The sequence below is a fragment of the Aquirufa nivalisilvae genome (assembly GCF_003143535.1).
Lineage (GTDB): Bacteria > Bacteroidota > Bacteroidia > Cytophagales > Spirosomataceae > Aquirufa > Aquirufa nivalisilvae.
This window is the reverse complement of record NZ_CP029346.1, coordinates 134,945-157,189: the sequence shown is the minus strand read 5'-3', so window position 1 is coordinate 157,189 and position 22,245 is coordinate 134,945. Positions and strand designations below refer to the sequence as shown.

Genomic DNA, 22,245 nt, shown 5'->3' with positions numbered 1-22,245 from the left:
GGGTATAAATTTATCCTTCAATTAAAGAAAAAGGTCAAATGGCTTCATCAACTTTGGGATAAACGGAGAAACAACCTAGGTGAATTGTAAAAATCGCCCGTTCAAATGTTGTCAAAGCCACGCAAAAGACAACTATTTATACATCTTAATAATAAAATCTAGCATATTGATTAAATTCTCTTTTTAGATCGTTTTTGAGATACTTCGAAACCTAATAAATACGCTAACTTGCGTTAACTAAACCTATCAAACATTATGCGTAATATTATACTCCTATGTCTTTGTCTAAGCGTTCTCGCTTGTTCGACAGAGAAAAAGAATGTTCCTACACTTTCCAAAGAACACCAAAAAGCCTTAGATGATTTTCAAATCATGGATGGTTTTGAGATTGAAATGGTGGCTGCGGAGCCGCTAGTAGCCGACCCTGTAGCCATGGAAATAGATGAAGATGGCAACTGGTTTGTATTAGAAATGCCGGGTTATCCTTTGGACTTAAGTAAGACTGGGCAAGTTCGCAAACTCATGGATACCAATGGGGATGGTTATCCCGACAAATCCGAGGTTTTTGTGGATAGTTTGACCCTACCCATGGGAATTATGAAATGGAAAAAAGGAATCATCGTAGCAGATGCCCCTAATATCCTGTATTTTGAAGATACCAATGGCGACAATAAAGCGGATAAAAGAGAAGTTATTTTAACTGGCTTCTCCTTGTCGAACCCTCAGCATAATATGAATACGCCTAAATTCGGTCTTGACAACTGGATTTATTTAGGCCATTCTGGATCCATCAATTCCTTTGCCTATGAATATCTTTTTGGCGATAAAGGAAGTGATATCCGCTACCCGGCCAATCCTAAGGCAAACATCCTTCCCAAAAACGGAAATGGGCGCAATGTTCGCTTCAAACCCGATAGTTTCGGACTGGAATCCATGTCTGGAGAAACTCAATACGGGCACACATTTGACCCATGGGGGCATCGTTTTTACACCGATAATGCCGATCACCTCTACCATGAAGTATTGGATGCTCGCTATACCAGCACCAATCCCAATTTAGTCATTCCTGAAGCCATGGAAAAAATCCCTGATCATGGTGACGCTTGTGAGGTCTATCCAATTTCGGAAAATCCCAATCATCAATTGTTAACAGATGTGGGGGTGGTGACATCTAGCTGTGGTATCACTTGGTATGACGGAGGTGCTTTTGGCAGAGATTTTAGTCAAGTGACGTTTGTGGGAGAGCCCGTACACAATTTGGTTCATGCCGATATCATTGAATCCAAAGGCTCAACCTTTTCTGGTAAAAGACTTTTAGAGAAAAAAGAGTTTTTAGCTTCCAAAGACCCATGGTTTAGACCTGTCAATTTTTATGTTGGACCCGATGGTGCTTTATATGTGATTGATTATTACCGACAATTAATCGAACATCCTGAATGGATGTCTGAAGAGGTAAATAAAAGTGGGGCCTTATACAATGGAAAGACCAAGGGGCGTATTTATCGAATCACGAAAAAAGGAAGTGCCGGAATGAATTGGATGAATGAAACTCATTTATCGAAAGAATCTTCCGAAAAGCTAGTTGAACTACTACAATCAGACAATGGTTGGTTCCGAAAAACCGCACAACGTTTATTGTTCCATCGTAAAGATGTGTCTGTTGCTCCTGCTTTGAAAGAAATTATTGCCAAGAAAGAAGCAGAAGCTAGTGTTCCTGCCTTATGGCTATTGTCAGACTGGGGTAAATTGACCCCAGAAGACTTGGTCTCAGCTTTAGAAAATAAGACAGCAGGAGTGCGTGAAAATGCCCTGAAAATTGCCGATCACCAATGGAGTTTACCAGCCTTTGCTTCAAACAAAGAACTTACCCAATCACTTATACAAACAGCCAAAGACACGGATGCCCGAGTACGTTTTCAATGGTTATGTTCATCTGCCTTTTTTACTTTTCCTGAAGCTGTAGCTCTAAGAAGCAACATCCTAAATCAAGACATTGATGACCACTGGGTAGGAGTAGCAGCCATAGCTGCATCCAAAGGATCCGAGATGAGTTTATTAAAAGGTGCCATTACGCATTTTGGGAATAAGCCTTCTGAGGGAAAAGAAAATTTCTTTGCCTATGTTGCTGCAGCATTAATGAAAAAGCAGGATGTTAGTTTCTTGCCATTAACCAGTGATGCCCAAGTCAGTAATGATTGGTGGCAAGCCGCTTTATTAAAAGGCCTTGCTAATTATGCGGAATATGCTGAAAAGAAAATTAGCTTAGACGAAAATCAAAAAAATGCGCTTGCTAAATCCTTCTTGATTTCTCCAGATACGAAAATGCGCTATGCCATCATTGGGGTATTTAAAGCGGTAGGTTTACCTACTGACAAGACTTTTGCTAAACAGGTTTTTGCCAAATTTTCGGGTAGTCAAGATGCCAAATTTCAAGAGGATGCCTTGGCCCTGTTAACCTTACAAAAGGACCCAGCCTTCACAAGCAAATTAATTGCGTTCATTCGTACTTCTACCAGTGAATCCATTCAATTGGCCAGTATTAAAGCTTTGCCTAATCAGATTTCAGCACAAGAAATGGCTCAGATTAATCAGGTATACCAACAAATGAAAATGCCTTCTCGAAAGGCTTGGATTCGCTACCAAATTGTAAATGAAAAATACATGATTCCCCTGTTGAAGGAAATTGCCAATAAAAATATCCCAAAAACAGATTTAGAATGGCCACAATTTGTCGAATTGATGAATTCATATGATGCCAATATCCGGAAATTAGCCCGTGAAGTATTGGCCATCAGCGAGGATAGAAAAGCCGTTTTACAGAATTATTTACCCGCTGCAGACATGGCAGGAAATGCCGCAAAAGGAAAAGAAATATTTAAGACAAACTGTACTGCTTGTCATCAAATCAAAGGCGTAACGGGTATTGCTTTTGGACCGGATTTATCTACCTTAAAAAGCAGAAATGCGCTATCCATCATCACTGAAATCATCAATCCAAATAATTCCATTGCAGATAAATATGGTAACTGGGATTTACAGCTTTCAGATGGGACAAGGCTCTCGGGAATTATTACTTCTGAAAATGATAATTCGCTAAGCTTAAAACAAATGGGCGGAACTGTTCAAACCATTGAGAAATACTTAATAAAATCAAGAGTGTCTTCCAAGGTTTCTGCCATGCCAAATGGCTTAGATGCCAATATCAAATTGCAAGATATGGCTGATTTGGTGGCATTTATCAAAGGAATTTAATGCTTAAAATTGTTAGGGTTGCCAGCGTTTGGAACGCTGTCAACCCTGTTACAAAAACAAAATAATCGAATTTTTTATTCAAGAATCTGATATATTTGGACATTCTCTCAAATAACCTATTTACTGATAATGATGTCCAAATTACCTCTTACATTGCTTGCCCTATTACTAGCATTTTCAGCCTTTTCTTTTAAACCAAAAAAAGAAAAGTGGGTATCCCTTTTCAACGGTAAGGACATCAACGATTGGACGGTGAAAATCTTTCATCATGAAGTAGGAGATAATTATGGCCAAACTTTTCGGGTAGAGGATGGATTGATCAAAGTACGATATGACCAATACGAGCATTTCAATAATCGCTACGGGCATTTGTATTATAAAAAACCTTTTTCGTATTATAAACTTCGATTGGAATACCGTTTTACAGGCATTTGGAGAAAAGATGCCCCAGATTATACCTTGAAAAACTCAGGTGTCATGTTCCATGCTCAGGATCCTAAAACCATCCTAAAAGAACAAGACTGGCCTATCTCGGTAGAAATGCAGTTCCTGGCGGGACTAGGTGATGGTAAACCCCGACCAACTGGAAACATGTGCTCGCCTGGTACCGATGTGTTCTATAATGGACGAATTGATCCAAGGCATTGCATCAACTCCAGTTCCAAGACCTACGAAGGAGATCAATGGGTAAAAGCAGAATTGGTCGTTCTGGGCGATTCTTTGGTTAGTCACTATATCAATGGCGAAAAAGTATTGGAATATGCTCAACCTCAAATCGGTGGAGGTGTGGCCAATGGCTATAATCCTGCCATTAAAATTGATGGGAAATTATTAAAAGAAGGATTTATCGCGCTTCAAAGTGAAGGTCAAGAAATCGATTTTAGAAATATCGAAATTCAGGTTTTACCTATTCCTAAATATAGGAAAAAATGAGGCAGAAAAAGACTCGTTGGCTACTTGTTTGCTTCATTCTCCTGTGTTCCTTAACTCAGGCGCAGATTCCCATATTTGAAGCCTCCGTCAAACGAGTCCTTTTCCTAGGAAACAGTATTACCTATGCCGCTGGATATGTCCAAGCCATAGAAGCCTACCATAAGGCCCATTTCCCCCAACAAAAAATTGAATTCATCAATGTGGGCTTACCCAGTGAAACAGTCTCAGGCTTGTCGGAAGAGGGTCATGCCGATGGACGTTTTCCAAGACCCGATTTGCATGAACGATTGGATCGTGTGCTACTTCAAACGCAACCCAATATCGTCTTTGCCTCCTATGGCATGAATGATGGTATTTACCTTCCTCTAGACTCGCTTCGATTTCAAAAATTCAAGGATGGTATCCTTTGGTTACACACCCAAATTGAGGCTCGAGGATCTAGAATCATCCATTTGACTCCTGCTCCATTTGATGAGGAATTAGGCAAAAAACCAGGCTATGCCCAAGTCTTGGATCACTATTCGGAATGGCTAATGCAACAAAAATCATGGGAGGTAATCGACGTACATTTTCCAATGAAGGCTTACCAAGCTTCTCAGCAAAAAACCGATCCTAATTTTGCCTTAGCCAAAGATGGTGTACATCCTGGGGAATTAGGACATTGGATCATGGCTCAACAAATTTTACGCTATTTAGGTCAAAAAAACATCCTTCAATTCCCAACCATTATTCAAGCTTTGTCCCCCATCAAAGACCCCAATTCTTTTTTCCAATTAATTGTCAAACGACATAATCTGATGAAAGATGCGTGGCTTGGTTCTACCGGACATCTTCGTCCTGAAATGAAAAAAGGACTTCCATTGATGGAAGCCCTAGCATTATCTCTAGAAATAGACAAACAAATAGAAGCTTTGCTCGCTCCTTAGTCGACCATCAATTGCTCAAACAAAAATAATTGAGACGATTTAGGGTCCACTTTTATCCTCACGGCTTCCATATCTGCCTCACCAAAAACCTGCAAACGCGTAAAATTCAAAATCGTCGATTTCTTATCGGGCATCAATAAGGGCTTCTCTATTAGCAAACGATGGGAATCTCCATTAATCCATAAAACCGGTTTTCCATATGCCCTAGTTAAGGCTGTAAGCTTCTCCACGATTTGGGTAAAACCAGTGGGAACAGCACCATGATAAAACATATCTGCTTGGGTGAAAAAAACTAGGCCCATTTTAGAATTAGCCCTTGCAAAAACTTCTTCCAACCACGCTTCATTCGCTTTTTCCCGCTCATTAAATTCGGTGTTATCAGCATTAGCGCCTTTCAAATTATTATTGGACCCCACTAAGTGTATCGTGGCAAACTGTATCCCACCGTATTCCCACGCATTATTTTCTACATAATTGGCAAAGGATGGATTTTCGGATTGAGACACTAATTTAATTTTCTTCTTTCCAAAGCTTTCTTTCTTAGCAAAAAACACTTTTCTCAACTCCTTCAACCGCTCATTCGGATCAAATTCTCCTGCTGCTTTGCGGTTACAATCCGTCCATTCATTATCTCCTGGAGTATAAACCAAAGGCTGATCAAATGTCTCAAAATATTGATGGATTTTATAAAAGTACTCGGTAGAGCAAGGGGTTGACCCTGATTTGATATCCCCAACATGCACGCTAAAAACAGGCTTTTCTTGATTGATTTTTTTAATCACTCCTTCAAATCGCCCATAATCATCTGGAAGTTTGTAGGGCATATCCCCAAAGGCAATAAAATCAAATTTTTTGGCTTGCCCAAAGCTGCCAAAGCCTAGCAAAAGGCTAAATAATAAAGTGAATAAAAATTTCATATGAATAGGTTTATTGTTTCTGTTTTACTTTTTCAAAAGCAGTATCATAATCTTCCCTCAATGTCCCCATCACCCGGTCCCAAAATAGAAGGTATAAACCATAATTTCCCTTGAAATATTTATGGTGTTGGTTATGACTTACCGAGGTATTAATCCATTTACCAATCCACGATTTGGAAAATCCAGCAGGATATAATTCCCAGCCCAAATGTCCATAGGCATTGTAAATAATGGAAAAAAAGAAAAACAAGTAAATATGACTTTGATGTACGGGAATCGTAAATACAAACAAGACAAAAATACCCGTTTCCACAATGGATTCCAGAGGATGAAAGGCATAGGCAGCCCAAGGAGATGGATTGGTCGACAAATGATGTACTTTATGCACCCATTTAAAAATACTTGGATGATGCATGATTCGATGTGCCCAATAAAAATAGGTATCATGCATTAAAAACATTAACAAATAGGCAAACCAATAATAAGCCCAGCCCAAGCCATCCATCCTGTCGTATAAAGTAGTATATGGACGAACTGCAGGATTTTGAACAATGAAGATGGGGACTGCCGCAAAAAGGATGATAGTCCCTAAAGAATACCCAATTTCACGGAGGTAATCATTCAATTTGGGATAAGCCGCTTGTATTTTTTTATTGGACAATCCCTTTTTAAAAAGAACATAGAAAATCAAGAAATAAGCTCCTGCTACCAAATAGTATCGACTACCAATACTAAATAAAATTTGAAGGTATTTTTCTACGGTCATGGGTTTAAATTTGACTAGTAAAAATATGGAATTCATACGGCTAAAAAAACTTTGATGGAGCGAATTCAAACTCATTCATCTAATTTTAAAATTTATGAAACAGAAAAGCCTAGATTAGCGTTACCAATAAGATTCCTTACCCCATCACATGAGTCAAGAAAATAAAAGAGCTTTCTATTTTAAACTCTATGAGCCTGAAAATCAGAGCCCTTTCGATAAGCTTTTTGCCATCTTTAAAGAATTGATTGTTCATACTTCTGGGGATTTGGATGAGGCTCTTGACTGGCTTCGGGAATTAGACAAGGAATATCAACTGACGGATGAGGCCTATACCATCGACGATTTTATCGAAGACCTGAAAAAAAGAGGTTATATCCGCGATGAAACCAAAGAAGACGGAAGTCCGGGTTTAGGCATTACTGCCAAAACAGAAAGAGCCATCCGCCAACAAGCCTTAGATACCATTTTTGGTGACCTAAAACGCAGTGGTTCGGGGAATCATAAAAGTAAGCATCCCGGTTCCGGAGACGAACATACGGGCGAGTTCAGAGAGTATCGATTTGGAGATAGTTTAGAAAAAATATCGTTGACAGAGAGTTTGAGAAATGCCCAAATCAATCATGGCATGGACCAATTCCAATTAAGTGAAGAAGACCTAGTGGTCGAGGAATCCTTGCATAAATCTCAAATGAGTACCGTGCTCATGATTGATATCAGTCATAGCATGATTTTGTATGGAGAAGACCGCATAACCCCCGCCAAAAAGGTAGCCATGGCATTGGCTGAGCTCATTACCACACGTTATCCCAAGGATACTTTGGATATTTTGGTTTTTGGTAATGATGCTTGGAGTATTTCCATCAAAGATTTGCCCTATCTCAAAGTAGGTCCTTACCATACCAATACGGTGGCTGGCTTACAGTTGGCCATGGATATTTTGAGAAGAAAAAGAAATACCAACAAACAAATCTTCATGATTACTGATGGTAAGCCTAGCTGCGTGAAATTACCTAATGGAGAATATTACATGAATAGCAATGGACTCGATGAATACATTGTTGATAAATGCTATACTCAGGCTCAGCAAGCCCGAAAATTGCATATTCCCATCACAACTTTCATGATTGCGCGAGATCAATACCTGCAACGCTTTGTGAATGAATTTACCCAAGCCAATCAAGGAAAAGCATTTTATACGGGATTAAAAGGATTGGGAGAAATGATCTTTGAAGACTACGAAACGAATCGAAAAAAACGCATTAAATAAAGCCACATGTCAATGAACACAATTGCCACTTTAGGAGAACTAAAAAAATCAGGATATACCTGCAGAGACATCAAGGACGAATTAAGACAAAATTTGATCGCTAAAATCAAAGCGGGACAAACCCCATTTGAAGGGGTGCATGGTTTTGAACATACCGTTATTCCTGAACTAGAAAGAGCTATTTTATCAAGACATAACATCAACCTACTTGGTCTTCGTGGACAAGCAAAAACACGCTTGGCTCGCTTAATGGTCAGTCTGTTGGATGAATATATTCCCTTTGTCAGTGGTTCAGAAATCAATGATGATCCCTTCCAGCCTATCTCCCGATATGCCAAAGATTTGATCGCCGAAAAAGGAGATGCGACCCCCATTTCTTGGTTGCACCGTGATGAACGTTTCTTTGAAAAACTAGCTACGCCTGATGTGACCGTGGCAGACCTAATTGGAGACGTTGACCCCATCAAAGCAGCTAATTTGAAGTTGTCCTATGCCGATGACCGAGTGATACATTTTGGAATGATTCCTCGTGCCAATCGCTGTATTTTCGTCATCAATGAATTACCCGATTTACAAGCCCGTATTCAAGTGGCCTTGTTCAATATTTTACAAGAAGGGGATATTCAAATCCGTGGCTTCAAATTGCGCATGCCTTTGGATTTGCAATTCATTTTCACAGCTAATCCAGAAGATTATACCAATCGTGGAAGTATTGTGACCCCATTGAAAGACCGTATTGGATCTCAAATCTTAACGCATTATCCAGAAAGTATTGAAATTGCTAAAACCATTACAGCCCAAGAAGCCAAGCTAGAAAAAGAGCAAAAAGAGCGTGTCTATGTTCCTGAATTGGCCATGGATATTTTGGAGCAAATCAGTTTTGTAGCTAGGGATAGTGAGTTTGTAGATGCCAAAAGTGGCGTTAGTGCCCGTATGAGCATTACAGCTTTAGAGAACTTGATGAGCGCTGCTGAAAGACGTTCATTGCGTGCAGGAGATGATTATACTTCTTTACGATTGTCGGATTTTATGGGCATCGTGCCTTCGATCACTGGAAAAGTGGAGCTGGTCTATGAAGGCGAGCAGGAAGGGGCGGCAGAAGTGGCCCAACAATTGATTAGTCAGGCAGTTCACCATTTTTTCCCAAACTATTTCCCTAAAATTGAGAAGCTGCACAAAAAAGATTTGGTAAGTCCATATGACTCGCTTTTGGAATACATCTTTACCGAAGGCGGCGTGGTGATTACGGATGATTGCTCGGATGCCGAATACCAAAGCAGCTTAGACTCCATCCAACCTTTGGATGATTTAATAAAGAAATACATTCCTAAAGTCAAGAAAGAAGATCGCTATTTCATGAAAGAACTAGTCCTTTGGGGATTGGCCGAATACCGTAAATTAAGCAAGGAACGCATTACGGAAGGGTATCAATTTAAGGATCTGCTTTAATAGGTATTAGTTATTAGGGTTTAGTGTTATAAATGAAAAATGTAGAATGAAGAATTTTTAGCTAGGACGGAAATTCCCAGGTTAAATTTACATTTGATTATGGTGCACATAGGCAAATCATTCTGTTTTCATAACTATATCAAATTGATTCCCTAAAATCTGTGGGAACAAACGAGTGTAATATTTACTATTATTTGAAGAACAAGAGTAAATTTTCATTTTTTTTACCCTCGTATAAAAAACAAGAGCAATTTGCTTAGGTAATTTTGTAATGAAATCCCTGAATTTGAATTGGATATAATTAATAGAAAACTATCTACCTATTTCGTGACAAGTCACCACAAATTCTACATTCTACATTCCTAATTCTACATTTCCTAATAAGAAACCACCTGCCCATCTTTTAATAGACGTTCTTTCAACAGCGAATAGGGCACTTGCTGGGTGCTGGTTTTTTGTTGGATGGCTAATACGGCGGCAGTGGCAGCAGATTGACCTAATATCATGAAGACGGGTTCCATACGGATTGATCCATAGGCAATGTGCGAGCTGGAAAGACAAACAGGCACTAACAAATTTTGACATTCCTGCTCTTTGGGAACAATGGATCCATAACTGATGGAATAAGGTTTGTCTGGATGCACCCCAATATCTCCTTCATTTTGAACATAGCCATCCGCTGTGACAAATCGCTGGGCATTATGTGAGTCCAAAGAATAAGATCCCATCCCAATCGGTTCTTCAATCTTCGTTTTTCCCAAGGCATCCGCTTCTTTCATGACGTATTTGCCCAGCATTCTTCTCGCCTCTCTCACGTATAATTGATGCGGCCAGCCCCCATTATCTTTAAATTCATCTTTGGCTAAACCCCAGGTTTTCATGCGTTCCTGAACTTCTGAAGGTACTCTTGGGTCATTTTGCAAGAAATACATCAATCCCTTTTGGTATAATTCATGCTCCTTGATGATGGTTTTTCTGCGTGCATAAGTAGCCTCTGGATAATCGTAGTTTTTACCTATGAAATCAGTACTAAACGGTCCATGATTATTGGTATCGGTCTTTCGGTTAGGTATGGCATCAAACTTATCAAAGGTCTCTCGCCAACCGCTTTCAAAAACCCGGGCATAGAGCGTGTATCGATCTGGATTATATCCTTCAGGCTTAGGAAAAGCAATCCGATTGTCGGGGTGATTGCTCAAACACATCCGAAAACAATAGGCCTGAATTTTATGATCGCCCGAACCATTAGGTCCAGGTTTTTCCATGGATACTTCAGGTAATAAGCCGCTGCTTGGGTCATTGGCAACCTTATACGGACTAATCTTCGATTTGAAATAATGCCCATGCTGAAAAACTCCAACCTGTACCCCATTCCACTTTTCTCCATACACCGAATTCGCTTCTCTACCTACATGGTACTTAACCCCAGCTAAGGCCATCAAGTCGCCCTCATAGCTAGCATCAATGAACATTTTACCCACAAATCGCTTCTTGGACAGGGTTGTTATCTCCTGAATTTTAGCATCTTTTAAACGAATGCCTTGTCGACTCCGGTCCAAAAATTCCTCGCGCAAAACCTGAATTTGGTATTCTTTAACCAAATCTTCCATCACCTGCTCTGCGGCATGTGGCTCAAAAATCCACATGGTTTTATTGGCGCCATCCATCGCCACAGTTCCTTGGCCCTTATTGCCAAACTGCGATTTCTTTTCCCAAAGCCAATTTTCTTCTTTTTGATAATGCTGATAAATACGTTGATAAAATTCTCTCGATAAACCTCCAATCACCTCTTTGTTTCCTGTATCTGAAAATCCCAAACCGCCAGATGTAAGTCCGCCCAAATGTTTGTCGGGCGAAACGACGATAACACTATGTCCCATTTTTTTCACTTGTACAGCCGCAATGATGGCAGAAGCATTTCCCCCGTACACAATCACATCGGCAGAATAGGTGCTTTTTTGTGCCCAAGTAGGCAGAAAAATACAAGTAAGAAATACGCCAATCAGAACCTTATAAACTTTCATAATTTGTCAACATAAGATGAAAAAACTAGGCCAAAATACCTTTGACCAATTTGCCATGCACGTCGGTTAATCGGAACCTACGACCCTGGTATTTATACACTAATTGCTCATGGTCTATGCCCATCAAATGCAACAATGTAGCCTGAAAATCGTGCACATGCACGGGATCTTTGACGATATTATAACTGAAATCATCCGTCTGACCAAAAGTCGTCCCAGCCTTCACACCCGCTCCTGCCATCCACATGCTAAAGCATTTAGGATGATGATCTCGTCCATAACCTGTTGGCGATAATTTTCCTTGAGAATAAACCGTTCTACCAAACTCCCCACCCCAAATGACCAATGTATCTTCCAACATACCTCTACGCTTCAAATCCATAATTAAAGCTGCTGTAGCCTGATCAGTTTGCTTGCACTGATTAACGATGTTTTTGGGCAAACTATCGTGATGATCCCAACCTTGATGATAGAGCTGAACAAAACGCACATCTTTTTCCAATAATTTTCTAGCTAATAAGCAATTCGCGGCAAAGCTTCCTTTATCTCGACTATTAGGCCCATACAAATCAAACACTTCCTGAGGTTCATCCGAGACATCCATCACTTCGGGAACAGAGGTTTGCATTTTGAAAGCCATTTCATACTGGGCTATTCGAGCATCTACTTCTGGGTCACCCCAAGATTCATTTTGCAATTGGTTCAATTGTTTCAAATAATCCAACATTTCTTGACGATCCTTCCCATCGTATCCTTCTGGATTCGATAAGAACAAAACAGGGTCTTTACTGGACCTAAATTGAACACCTTGATGCTCCGAAGGCAAAAATCCATTTCCCCAAAGTCGGGCATATAATGGCTGATCTTTAGATGCATCCTTAGACACCATGACAATGAAAGCTGGCAAATTTTGATTCTCTGAACCTAAACCATAGCTTAACCAAGAACCGATGGACGGTCGACCGGGTAATTGATGTCCTGTCTGAAAAAAAGTAATCGCTGGATCATGGTTGATTTGTTCAGTAAACATGGATTTGATGACGCACAATTCATCCACTACCTGAGCTGTATATGGCAATAAATCACTCACCCAAGTTTGACTTTGCCCATATTGTCTAAACCCATAGGCAGAAGCTGCCACAGGCAAAATGGCCTGATTAGCACTCATCCCCGTTAAGCGCTGACCTTTGCGAATAGAATCGGGTAAATCCTGACCCATCCGTTTAGTCAATTCAGGTTTATAATCCCAAGTCTCAAACTGGGACGGGCCTCCGCTCATGAATAAGTACACCACCCGTTTAGCCTTAGGAGCAATTCTAGGTAAGGCATCCAATATTTGTTGTTCCAAAGATTGGCCTTGTGCCTGATGGGAAGCAAGCAATCCGTTCAAGGCTATCGCTCCAAAACCCATGGCCGTCTTCTTCAAAAAATCTCGTCGATCTAGTCCCCGATTAAGTTTTTCTAAATCAGGGTGCGATAAACGAAATGGATCGGTATGTTGATGTCCCATAATTTTATCGTTTAGTGATACTAGCGTCTGAATTCATGATAGCGCTAGCTACCACAGCATTGGCTGCCACGAGGTTGCCGTCCTTATTTCCTTGTACTCGCTTCATCCCTGCTTGCAGCCAGCCTTTAGCCTTGCTTGCATCTTGCTGAAAACGAGCTAAACTTTTTCTTTGTAAGTCGACCAACAAAGCCAATTCCTTTTCCGATGCTTCCCGACTCGTCAGTTTTTTAAAGGTCATTTGTATGGCTTTGTTAACATCTTTTTCTGCGGCCATTTGTTCCCCCAATATCTTGGCTGCTTCCAAAAAGGTGGGATCATTCAAGCCCACTAGCGCCTGTAAAGGTGTATTGGTTTTTTGTCGACGTACCAAACAAGAACTTCTTGCCGGGGCATCAAATGTAGCTAATGTAGGGTTCGGCACGGATCGCTTTACAACCACATACAAGCTTCTACGATATACCGCTGAAGTGGTATCTTGTTTATAATGTGAACTGTTGATTTCCCACAAACCATCGGGTTGATAAGGATTGACACTTTTTCCACCAATTTTTTGCACTAATAAACCACTAGCTTGAAGAGCATTGTCTCGAATCATTTCCGCACTTAATCGGACAGAAGGGCCTCTAGCTAACAAGCGATTTTCTGGGTCTTTTTCCCTTTGTTCGGCCGTAGCCTTAGAATCTTGTTGGTAGGTTTCCGACATCACCATTTGCTTCATCATTTGTTTGATATTCCAACCAGATTCTCGAAATTGGATAGCCAATGCGTCCAATAGTTCAGGGTGAGAAGGCATTTCCCCTTGATTTCCAAAGTCTTCGGACGTTTTGACGATACCAGTCCCAAAAAAGTTTTGCCAAAAACGATTTACGGCCACACGAGCAGTCAAGGGATTATTCTCATGGGTTAACCATTGTGCTAAGCCGAGTCGATTCTTCGGTAAGTAGGCAGGAAATGGCAAAATCTTTTGAGGAGTATTCGGAAAAACTTCTTCTCCTTTGGCATCGTATTGACCTCGCTGAAGCAAGAATGACTTTTTAGGACGTGGCATTTCCTGCATGATCATCACTTCCTCTATTTTCTCCGATGAATCCGCTAAAGCTGTTCGCCAATGTTTGATTTCTTGGGTCAAAGCCAACTGGGTACTATCCAGATTTTGTTTGAAATACGCCCTAAAAGCTTCGCCTTGGGGATTTGTCCATTGCTCTTGGGATTTAAACACCAAATCTTTCCAAGAGGCTCTTTGGGCCAAAACCTGAATTTCATAAGGAATAAGCTCCCGACTATAAATGGCTACTTCATCGGCTTTCCCTCCCTTAAAACCAAGTCCGCGCCACCATCCCCCAATTTGTAAGCCCAATTCATTTTTGGAGAAATAAATGATGTCTTTATACAGCTGGTCAATGACCGTTTCCATGTCCGACTTTTGGCCATCTACGAACAAATTAAAACCTGCGGCTTGAGAAGACCCGTCATAAGTCAAAGCCAGATGTATCCATTGATCTCGAGGGACATCTGCTTTCATCACCTTATTGATGGCATTGGATGGAGCCGTATGCGCCATGTTTATTTCCAATCGATTGTTTTTCAAATAGACATGAAAACCCTTAAAGTTATACAGTCGCTCCGCATTGCTCTTATGAAAAATAACCCCTTCTTTCATGTCCTTGGGAATATTCACCCACATGCCTATGGTGAATGGTTCCGACTTTCTAAACACACCAGCAGGGCTTAAATCCGCATAAATATCCCCATCAAATGCCAAAGCTTGACCCTGTTTTCCCTTCACAAAAATGGGCTGATCACCTGTCTTTCCTGATTCTCTTTTGATCACGGCAACCTGCTTTTCAGTCAACTTATTTTTTAGCGTCGCATCCAAATCAAAATAGGCCACCAAACCACGTTGAGGAATGATATCTTCTGCCAATTTTTCATGGCCCTTGTTCTTAATCCAATTTTGAAAAGGAGCATTGGAAGTAGGACTTTGATTCATTTTCTCCTCTACCGTTTGAATCTTGGTTTGAATGAATTTTAGCACCTCCTCTTTTTCTTTGGTGGGTAACATCAAGGTTGGTGTAGGCAGGTCATCGGAATAGGAGATTTGTCCCGCTTCACGGACATTATTGAAAAAGCTAAATAGCTCGTAATAATTTTTTTGAGAAATAGGATCGTATTTATGATCATGGCAACGAGCGCAACCAGTGGAAATCGCCATAAATGCCTCTCCAAAAGTATTAGTTCTGTCAATCACATATTCCGCTTGAAACTCTTCCTCTACAATGCCCCCTTCCGTATTTTGGGGATGATTTCGGTTAAATCCGGTGGCAATCAACATGTCTTTGCTCGGATTAGGCATTAAATCACCAGCTAATTGTTGGTGTATGAAAGTATCATAGGGCGTATTAATATTGAAAGCCTTAATGACCCAATCTCGATAGGGCGACATATCTCGGATACGGTCCACGGTATAGCCATGAGAATCTGCAAAACGAGCCAAATCCAACCAATCAACGGCCATTTTTTCGCCAAAATGAGGAGAAGCAAGCAGTCGATCTACTTGTTTTTCGTAGGCATTTGGTGCATTATCAGCAAGAAAATTATCTAGTTCAGGAATACTTGGAGCAAGCCCCGTCAAATCAAAGGAGAGTCGACGAAGCAGTAGAGCTTTAGAAGCTTTGGCGTTCATTTTTAGGGCTTCTTTTTCCAATTTTGTTTGTACCCAAAAATCAATCACATTCATCCCCTTTTTGGATTCCGGGATGGCATGTTTTACAGGTTTAACAAAAGCCCAATGCGGTTTATAAACGGCTCCATCTTGAATCCATTTTAGGAGAATTGCCTTTTCTTTGGCTGATAAACTCAAATGAGATTTCGGCTCAGGCATGACAATGCTTGGGTCTTTGGAAAGAATCCGATGGGCCAACTCGCTCTTTTGGAGATTGCCTGGTGTGATAGCCACTTTCCCTGGGCTTTCTGGCAATTTGGCATACGCATTTTCAGGCAAATCCAGTCGCAAGCCCGCCTTTTGCTTCGCTTTATCAGGACCGTGACAGGCAAAGCATTTGTCGGATAAAATGGGCTTAATGTGAATATTGAAATCCAAAGCAGGTGGCAGTTGACGATATTCCAATGCCACATCTGCAGGTAATGGCAAGCTTTTAGGTGGCTTGGCGGCCATCAAAAAACAAAGCGGAAATATCAAAAACCTATACCTTTTCATAAGCTATTTTATTGCTTTCAAACGATTTGTATCTGGCGGACTAAACTGAAATTTGCCTTCCACGATGGTTACATCTGGTCGAGCTCTCTTCAAAGATTGCAAGCCTTCCTGACTTAGCTTACTTTGCCAAATATAAAGAACTTTTAATGCCTTCATGGCAACTAGTGCTTTTATCCCTTGATCTGAAATGGCTGTGCCATAGAGATTTAACTGGGTCAGGTGAGGTAATTGCCTTAGGTTCTCTAAATCAGCATCTTGAACATTACTTTGTTCCAGATTCAACTGCTGAAGGTTCTTAAAATTCAAAAGTTCCTCCACTTGGATGTCTTGTCTTTTGGATAATTTAATTTGTAAGACTTGTTTTTGTAAAGCTTTTGTTACTTGCCAAATCTTGGAATCCAGGCGCTTAATATTGACAAAATTTAAACTCAAGCCTCCGTTCGAGGATGGATAGGGACTAATACTAATACCTTGGTTTTTTGCTTCTTGCAGTGCTTCTTCGTTCGCTGGTTCCACAGGTAGATTCAATGTTTGATCTGGGGAATCCGAAGGTATAGTCATTGCCTTAGACTGTAAAGTCATTGCATGCATCGACTCTGACTCTGCTGTCTCTCCAAAAGGTGCTCCTATTTCAATCCATCTTTTAATGATGGCAATCTGACTTGAGTTCAACTGTTTTTTACCTTCTGGAGGCATGTGCAAATCATCGTCTTCTGGCAAAATTAGGTAACTATATAAATGACTTTTTAGTGGGTTTCCTGCGTGTAAAATAAGTCCTTCCTTTCCTCCTTTTTTAATAAAATCCTCTGTATCTAAGCGCAGTTTACCTTTCTGTTTTTTACTGGAATGACATTGAAAACAATGGCTTTTTAAAATGGGTAATACTTCTTGTTGGAAAGGGGAATTTTTTACCGAACTAAGCACTTCTACGCTAGTATCCACTTCCATTTTCTGTTGAGTCGTATCTACTGCAGAAATGCTCAATTCTTTCGTTGGAATGGCTTTCTTTTTACTGGCAAACAAATAGTTGGATCCATAGGTCAACTCGCCCCCAAAGTGTCCCGTGATGGCTAATGCTACGAATAACATTAGGCTGATGATTTTTTGATAGGCTTGAAAAAAATAAAGGAAAATGGCGCATAGGGTAGTTCCTATTCCCCACCATTGATGGGCTAAAACATCCCCTTTTTCATAATCTCCCGAATTGGATAAAAGATAGCCCGATATTGAGGCCATTATAGCAGCAATGGCTCCCAACAATAATAAGGCAGAAATGGAAGATTGGGTTTCAGTCTTTCGAATAGCTTGCACCCAAATCATGACACAAGCAATGACCAATATCCCAATGGGAAAATGTACTAAAATGGGATGTAAATGGCCAAGCAAATCAATCATGTAAGGAAATTAGTTATGGTCCAATAATTTCCTTCTAGACCAAGCTTCATCCATGGGACCACCTGTCGATTTTTGACCTTTGTGGCGCCAGATTCCATCTTGAATTTGAAATTCAAATGGGAGCTTTTTGCCAATGCTAGAACTGGCTTTGGTAAAAAATACAATCTCTTCTGTATAGGTATTTCCTTGGGTGCTATAATAGCCTCCGCCGGTGCCAAAAAATTGTTTGGTTTGAACATTGTAGGCAATCCATTGAAAGGCATTCCCTGTATGTATTTTCATGGTTCTCCTTGGAAAAAAAGGATTGGGTCTTCGCGATAATACATCACCCGAAAAATTCCCCACAATTATCCATGCACCTTTCATTTTGCCTGATTCCCCTTTGTCCATCTGGGAGAAAACCTGCTGCTCCAGTTGAATTTGACCCTTTTTCTTTTGAAATGTAATCTTTTTCAACTGACCTACTTGTAATGAATCCTGTGAATTCCATTCTTGTCGAATTTCTAATTCTTTCCCTTTCAAGTGATAACTTCCACCGTATGTTACCAGCAACTTATGGCTGCTTGTTTCAAACTGAGTAACACTAATAATTTGATCTGTTACCAAAATCCAAGTTGACACATCTCCTTGCGAATTGGACCAAGAACCTTCGATGGATTTTTGAGCTTGAACAAAAAAGGGATGCACAAACAGGGCACATAACAAAAGGGCTCGCAGTAAGTGTTTCATGATGGGAAAATAGGTTTTAAATCTTGCCTAATTTACAATCTTTTTCTGAATCACCTAGCCTTAGGAAAGATGAATCCTCATAGAGTTATTGCTCAAATTTCTCGTAAATTAGCTATTTAAATCTCCCATCATGGAAAACCAATTTCAACAAACTTTTGAGAAGAAATATTACACGATTGAAGGGTTGCCCAAGGGTGAATATGAGGCTTGCGTTTTTAAGCAATGTGATTTAGCCCAATTAGATTTATCAGAATATTCGTTCATTGATTGTGAATTCTATGATTGTAATTTAAGCCTAGTGAAAATGGGAAATACCAAATGGCAACATGTGTCCTTTGAAAATTGCCGTTTGCAAGGATTGCATTTCGAATACGCCAACCCATTTCTATTTGAAGTACACTTTAAAAATTGCTTTTTGAATCTGTCTTCCTTCTATCAACGTAACATGAAAAAAGCACAATTTAAACACTGCTCATTGCATGAAGTTGATTTTAGCAATGCCAATTTAAGTGAGTCTAATTTTGAGGATTGTGATTTATTGCATGCACAATTTGACCAAACGAATTTAGAAAAGGCCGATTTCAGAACAGCTTATCATTTTGAGATTAATCCTCAAATCAATCGAATCAAAAAAGCCAAATTTTCTAAATCGAGTTTAGCAGGTTTACTGACCAGCTTTGGCATCATCATTGATTAATTCGGCCATTATTTTCAAGTGATGGTGAGTATGTACTCTCAAAAAATAATGGGTGTCTTTTAAAGCCAAATCTCCAAAAATAAAATGGCGAAAATAGGATTTTGATGGTAGTGTTTTCATCTCTTCCAATAATTGGTGCACCTTGGCCAGCACATCCGTTACATGTAACGGATTTACATGTAACGGATCCACATATTTAGGAGCTTTCACTCGACCCCTTGGGATTTTTTGCGTAAAAAATATCCACACTCTTTTCCAATTAAATACCCAGCGGTAACTATTGGGGTCAGATTTTTTTAAGGCACTGATGACAGTAATCATCACTAATAAACTATGTTCTATATGCCATCCGACAGACCCCTCAGAGATCTGGAAATTAGACACATGCGCATGAGCTATATTTTCTTCCAATTGGTGGATTTGCCTTTCTAATGATTCCATGGGTCTTTTTTATAAAGATGAAGTAATTGCTGATCGCGTTCAATACAACGCTCAAAAGTTAAACCCAAGCGCAATAACAAGCTAATGGAACGTCCATTATGTTCTAATGTCGTAGCGAAGATAGGCGCTTTATGTTGAGCAAAATAATCATCTAATACCAGGCTTGCTGCTTCATAAGCATAGCCCATACTTGACTGAGAAGGAAGGAAGGCAAACCCAATATCAGGGTGAGGTAAATAATCTCTTTGTACCAGAGAAATGATTCCAATGGAAATATTGGTAGATTGGAGAAAAACTACTCGGTAATGAATGGCTGGATTATCACGCAATTTGATGATAAAATCCTCCGCTTCTTGTAAGGTTCTAACTCCTCTATCACCGATAAATTGAATAAATCCAGAAGTATTCAGTAATTCCAACAAGAATGGAGCGTCTTGAAGATTTAGATCTTTGACATATAAACGCTGACTTCTTAATACCTTGATACCCATATATATAGGGATGGGGCTAAAAGCCCCCATTTATTTCTGTAAAGAAAATAAAAAATCCCGTATGGTTAAAGATGGATGAAATGTAATGCTAGTTTATTTATACGGCTTGGCTAAACTTCAGAGTTGCATGCTCGTCGGATAATAGTTTTAAGTCAAATGCCTTACAGACGTTTCGAACAAAATTAGCCCCCATAGAAGTTAAAGTTAACCCTTGAAAATCCCATTGAATTAATCCGTCTTCTTCAAGTTCGGCTAGATATGGAAAAGTATAGGTTTCTAACATAGGAAGATCTTCTGGTCTAAATTGAGTCTTACCATTGCAAGCAACATCCAATATGTATTGACGCATCGCTTGATCTGTTTCTGTCAAAAAATAGCCTTTGAATATCGCTAATTTTCCTTGTTTGATTTCCTCATAATAATCATGAATCGTTTTCTTGTTTTGTGCAAAACCATAAAAAACATCACTGATACTGGAAACACCTAGTCCTAAAACCATCCCCGTTTGTTGGACAGTATAGCCCATAAAATTACGGTGCAAAGTCCCTTGCTCTTTGATTTTGTACATCAAATCATCTGGTAGAGCAAAGTGGTCCATGCCAATGTCTTGATAACCTTGAGCTAAGAATAGGCTGCGACCCAATTGGTACAGGGTCAATTTTTCGGAAGCAGTAGGTAAATCATTTTCGTCGAATAATCGCTGGCCTCTACTGGTCCATGGTACATGTGCATAACTATAAAATGCAATCCTGTCGGGACGCAAGGAAATGGCATCTTGAATCGTCTTTTCGATACGGTCAATGGTTTGCAGAGGAAGGCCATAAACCAAATCGATATTGACTGACTCATAGCCAATTTCTCGGGCCCATTGAACCACTTGTTGGACATTTTCCTGAGGTTGAATACGGTTTATCACTTGTTGAACTTCAGGGTTACTGTCTTGCATACCAAAGCTCACCCGATTAAATCCTAGATCAAATAAGGTCTTCAGATGGGCGTAAGTTGTATTATTAGGATGTCCTTCAAAGCTAAACTCATGCTCTTTGGCCACCTGAGAATCCGAAAGGATGGATTGGATTAAACGATGTAAATTTTCTGGGGAAAAAAAAGTAGGGGTCCCTCCTCCTAAATGAAACTCCCGAATTAATGGGGTGGAAGTCATTTGCTGGCGGTATAATTGCCATTCTTTCAACACCACATCGATGTATTCATCTTCTACTTTATGGTTGGTAGTAATGCGCTTATTACATCCACAAAAGGTGCACATACTTTCGCAAAAAGGTAGGTGAATGTAGAGGCTAATTCCTTGATTTTCATTGCATTCCTCAAAGCGCAAAGAAAAAGCAGATTTCCACTGATTAGCATCTATTTGATTATCCCAATAAGGCACCGTTGGATAGCTTGTATACCGGGGAATAGGGACATTGTATTTATTCAGTAAATGGGTATCAATAGGACTCATTTTTCAGCATTTTCTGGGTGATCTGGCAGATTTGTCAACTTTTCAAAAGTTGACAAATCTACACAGACTAGCCGGTTTGATTCCTGAGAAAAGTACCAATTACTCGATAAAATACTGATATTAATCATGTTCCGCTGCCTGACGAAGCGTGTCAATAAACACTTCTAAAGGCTGCGCACCTGGAATTCCATAGCGACGGTTGAACACAAAAAAGGGCACCCCTTTCAAGCCCAAACTTACTCCTTCCTGCGTATCTTGTCTCACTCGGTAAGCCAATTCATCATTCTTCAAAGCTGCTAAAATAGCCTCCTTTTCTAAACCTACAGATTCCCCAATGGCAACCAATTCTGACTCACTTGCCAAGTTTTTCCCTTCCACAAAATAGGCTTCAAATAGCTTTTCTTCTATTTCATTGTCCTTCTTCTGCTCTTTGGCCAGCTGAATTAACTGATGTGCTTTCATGGAATTCGCCACCACCAAATGATCAAATCGGTAATTCAAGCCAACTTTTTCTGCCATATCGGCCACTTGTTGGTGCATCTCCTTCGACTTCTCCACACTGATTCCTTTGCGATCAGCTAAATACTCATAAATATTCACCGGTTCATTAAAATGCATTGGTATGCTAGGATCCAGTTGATAACTTTTCCATTCAATTTCAATCGGGGAGCTCGACTCAAATTGTTCTAAGGCTTTTTCTAAATGACGTTTCCCAATGTAACAAAAGGGACACATGATATCACTCCAAATTTCTATTTTCATGTTGACT

The 22,245-nt window shown here is 40.0% G+C and carries 17 protein-coding genes; 6 read left to right on the top strand and 11 right to left on the bottom strand.

The window, feature by feature from the left end:
• Positions 1 to 255: 255 nt before the first annotated feature.
• From HME7025_RS00785 to HME7025_RS00775, 3 genes are all read left to right on the top strand, one after another.
• On the top strand, positions 256 to 3,252 hold the full coding sequence (locus HME7025_RS00785) for a PVC-type heme-binding CxxCH protein (protein ID WP_109321815.1): 2,997 nt from the start codon (positions 256 to 258) through the stop codon (positions 3,250 to 3,252).
• A 132-nt stretch (positions 3,253 to 3,384) separates the two neighbouring features.
• Positions 3,385 to 4,185 (top strand): 3-keto-disaccharide hydrolase, encoded by an 801-nt coding sequence (locus tag HME7025_RS00780; RefSeq protein WP_109321814.1) that lies wholly within the window; start codon positions 3,385 to 3,387, stop codon positions 4,183 to 4,185.
• Positions 4,182 to 5,111: an SGNH/GDSL hydrolase family protein gene (locus HME7025_RS00775; protein ID WP_109321813.1), complete on the top strand. Its 930-nt coding sequence runs from the start codon at positions 4,182 to 4,184 to the stop codon at positions 5,109 to 5,111. Before HME7025_RS00780 ends, HME7025_RS00775 begins: the two co-directional genes overlap by 4 nt.
• Here the strand turns inward: HME7025_RS00775 and HME7025_RS00770 are convergent.
• Together HME7025_RS00770 and HME7025_RS00765 are read right to left on the bottom strand one after the other, a co-directional pair.
• The gene (locus tag HME7025_RS00770) at positions 5,108 to 6,028 is read right to left on the bottom strand and encodes a metallophosphoesterase (protein WP_226998249.1); all 921 of its coding nucleotides are present in this window, start codon (positions 6,026 to 6,028) and stop codon (positions 5,108 to 5,110) included. The genes HME7025_RS00775 and HME7025_RS00770 overlap by 4 nt on opposite strands.
• 10 nt (positions 6,029 to 6,038) lie before the next feature.
• Positions 6,039 to 6,830 carry a sterol desaturase family protein gene (locus HME7025_RS00765; RefSeq protein WP_226998248.1) on the bottom strand — a complete coding sequence of 264 codons (792 nt, stop codon included), beginning with the start codon at positions 6,828 to 6,830 and terminating at the stop codon, positions 6,039 to 6,041.
• A 112-nt stretch (positions 6,831 to 6,942) separates the two neighbouring features.
• Between HME7025_RS00765 and HME7025_RS00760 the strand changes: the two genes are divergently transcribed.
• Together HME7025_RS00760 and HME7025_RS00755 are read left to right on the top strand one after the other, a co-directional pair.
• The gene (locus HME7025_RS00760) at positions 6,943 to 8,061 is read left to right on the top strand and encodes a vWA domain-containing protein (RefSeq protein WP_109321812.1); all 1,119 of its coding nucleotides are present in this window, start codon (positions 6,943 to 6,945) and stop codon (positions 8,059 to 8,061) included.
• A 6-nt stretch (positions 8,062 to 8,067) separates the two neighbouring features.
• Positions 8,068 to 9,510: an AAA family ATPase gene (locus tag HME7025_RS00755; RefSeq protein WP_109321811.1), complete on the top strand. Its 1,443-nt coding sequence runs from the start codon at positions 8,068 to 8,070 to the stop codon at positions 9,508 to 9,510.
• A 377-nt stretch (positions 9,511 to 9,887) separates the two neighbouring features.
• Here HME7025_RS00755 and HME7025_RS00750 read toward each other — a convergent pair whose 3' ends face one another.
• Genes HME7025_RS00750 through HME7025_RS00730 form a run of 5 tightly spaced genes read right to left on the bottom strand, consistent with a single transcriptional unit; the run spans position 9,888 to position 18,385 of the window.
• A complete protein-coding gene (locus HME7025_RS00750) occupies positions 9,888 to 11,534 on the bottom strand; it encodes an FAD-dependent oxidoreductase (protein WP_109321810.1) in 1,647 nt (548 codons plus the stop codon).
• Between the two features lie 25 nt (positions 11,535 to 11,559).
• On the bottom strand, positions 11,560 to 13,044 hold the full coding sequence (locus HME7025_RS00745; RefSeq protein WP_109321809.1) for a DUF1501 domain-containing protein: 1,485 nt from the start codon (positions 13,042 to 13,044) through the stop codon (positions 11,560 to 11,562).
• Between the two features lie 4 nt (positions 13,045 to 13,048).
• Positions 13,049 to 16,219 (bottom strand): DUF1553 domain-containing protein, encoded by a 3,171-nt coding sequence (locus HME7025_RS00740; protein WP_226998247.1) that lies wholly within the window; start codon positions 16,217 to 16,219, stop codon positions 13,049 to 13,051.
• A 45-nt stretch (positions 16,220 to 16,264) separates the two neighbouring features.
• Positions 16,265 to 17,656, bottom strand: a complete 1,392-nt coding sequence (locus HME7025_RS00735) for a c-type cytochrome domain-containing protein (protein ID WP_109321807.1) — start codon at positions 17,654 to 17,656, stop codon at positions 16,265 to 16,267.
• Positions 17,657 to 17,665: 9 nt separating this feature from the next.
• A complete protein-coding gene (locus tag HME7025_RS00730; protein WP_109321806.1) occupies positions 17,666 to 18,385 on the bottom strand; it encodes a hypothetical protein in 720 nt (239 codons plus the stop codon).
• Between the two features lie 130 nt (positions 18,386 to 18,515).
• Here HME7025_RS00730 and HME7025_RS00725 point away from each other — a divergent pair, with 130 nt between their 5' ends.
• Positions 18,516 to 19,082 (top strand): pentapeptide repeat-containing protein, encoded by a 567-nt coding sequence (locus tag HME7025_RS00725; protein ID WP_109321805.1) that lies wholly within the window; start codon positions 18,516 to 18,518, stop codon positions 19,080 to 19,082.
• Here HME7025_RS00725 and HME7025_RS00720 read toward each other — a convergent pair.
• From HME7025_RS00720 to HME7025_RS00705, 4 genes are all read right to left on the bottom strand, one after another.
• The gene (locus HME7025_RS00720) at positions 19,050 to 19,523 is read right to left on the bottom strand and encodes a hypothetical protein (RefSeq protein ID WP_109321804.1); all 474 of its coding nucleotides are present in this window, start codon (positions 19,521 to 19,523) and stop codon (positions 19,050 to 19,052) included. The genes HME7025_RS00725 and HME7025_RS00720 overlap by 33 nt on opposite strands.
• Positions 19,511 to 20,014: a GNAT family N-acetyltransferase gene (locus HME7025_RS00715; protein WP_161956181.1), complete on the bottom strand. Its 504-nt coding sequence runs from the start codon at positions 20,012 to 20,014 to the stop codon at positions 19,511 to 19,513. Before HME7025_RS00715 ends, HME7025_RS00720 begins: the two co-directional genes overlap by 13 nt.
• A 97-nt stretch (positions 20,015 to 20,111) precedes the next feature.
• Positions 20,112 to 21,476, bottom strand: a complete 1,365-nt coding sequence (gene hemN / locus HME7025_RS00710) for an oxygen-independent coproporphyrinogen III oxidase (protein ID WP_109321802.1) — start codon at positions 21,474 to 21,476, stop codon at positions 20,112 to 20,114.
• Positions 21,477 to 21,596: 120 nt separating this feature from the next.
• Positions 21,597 to 22,238 (bottom strand): DsbA family oxidoreductase, encoded by a 642-nt coding sequence (locus tag HME7025_RS00705; RefSeq protein ID WP_109321801.1) that lies wholly within the window; start codon positions 22,236 to 22,238, stop codon positions 21,597 to 21,599.
• Between the last annotated feature and the right edge of the window lie 7 nt (positions 22,239 to 22,245).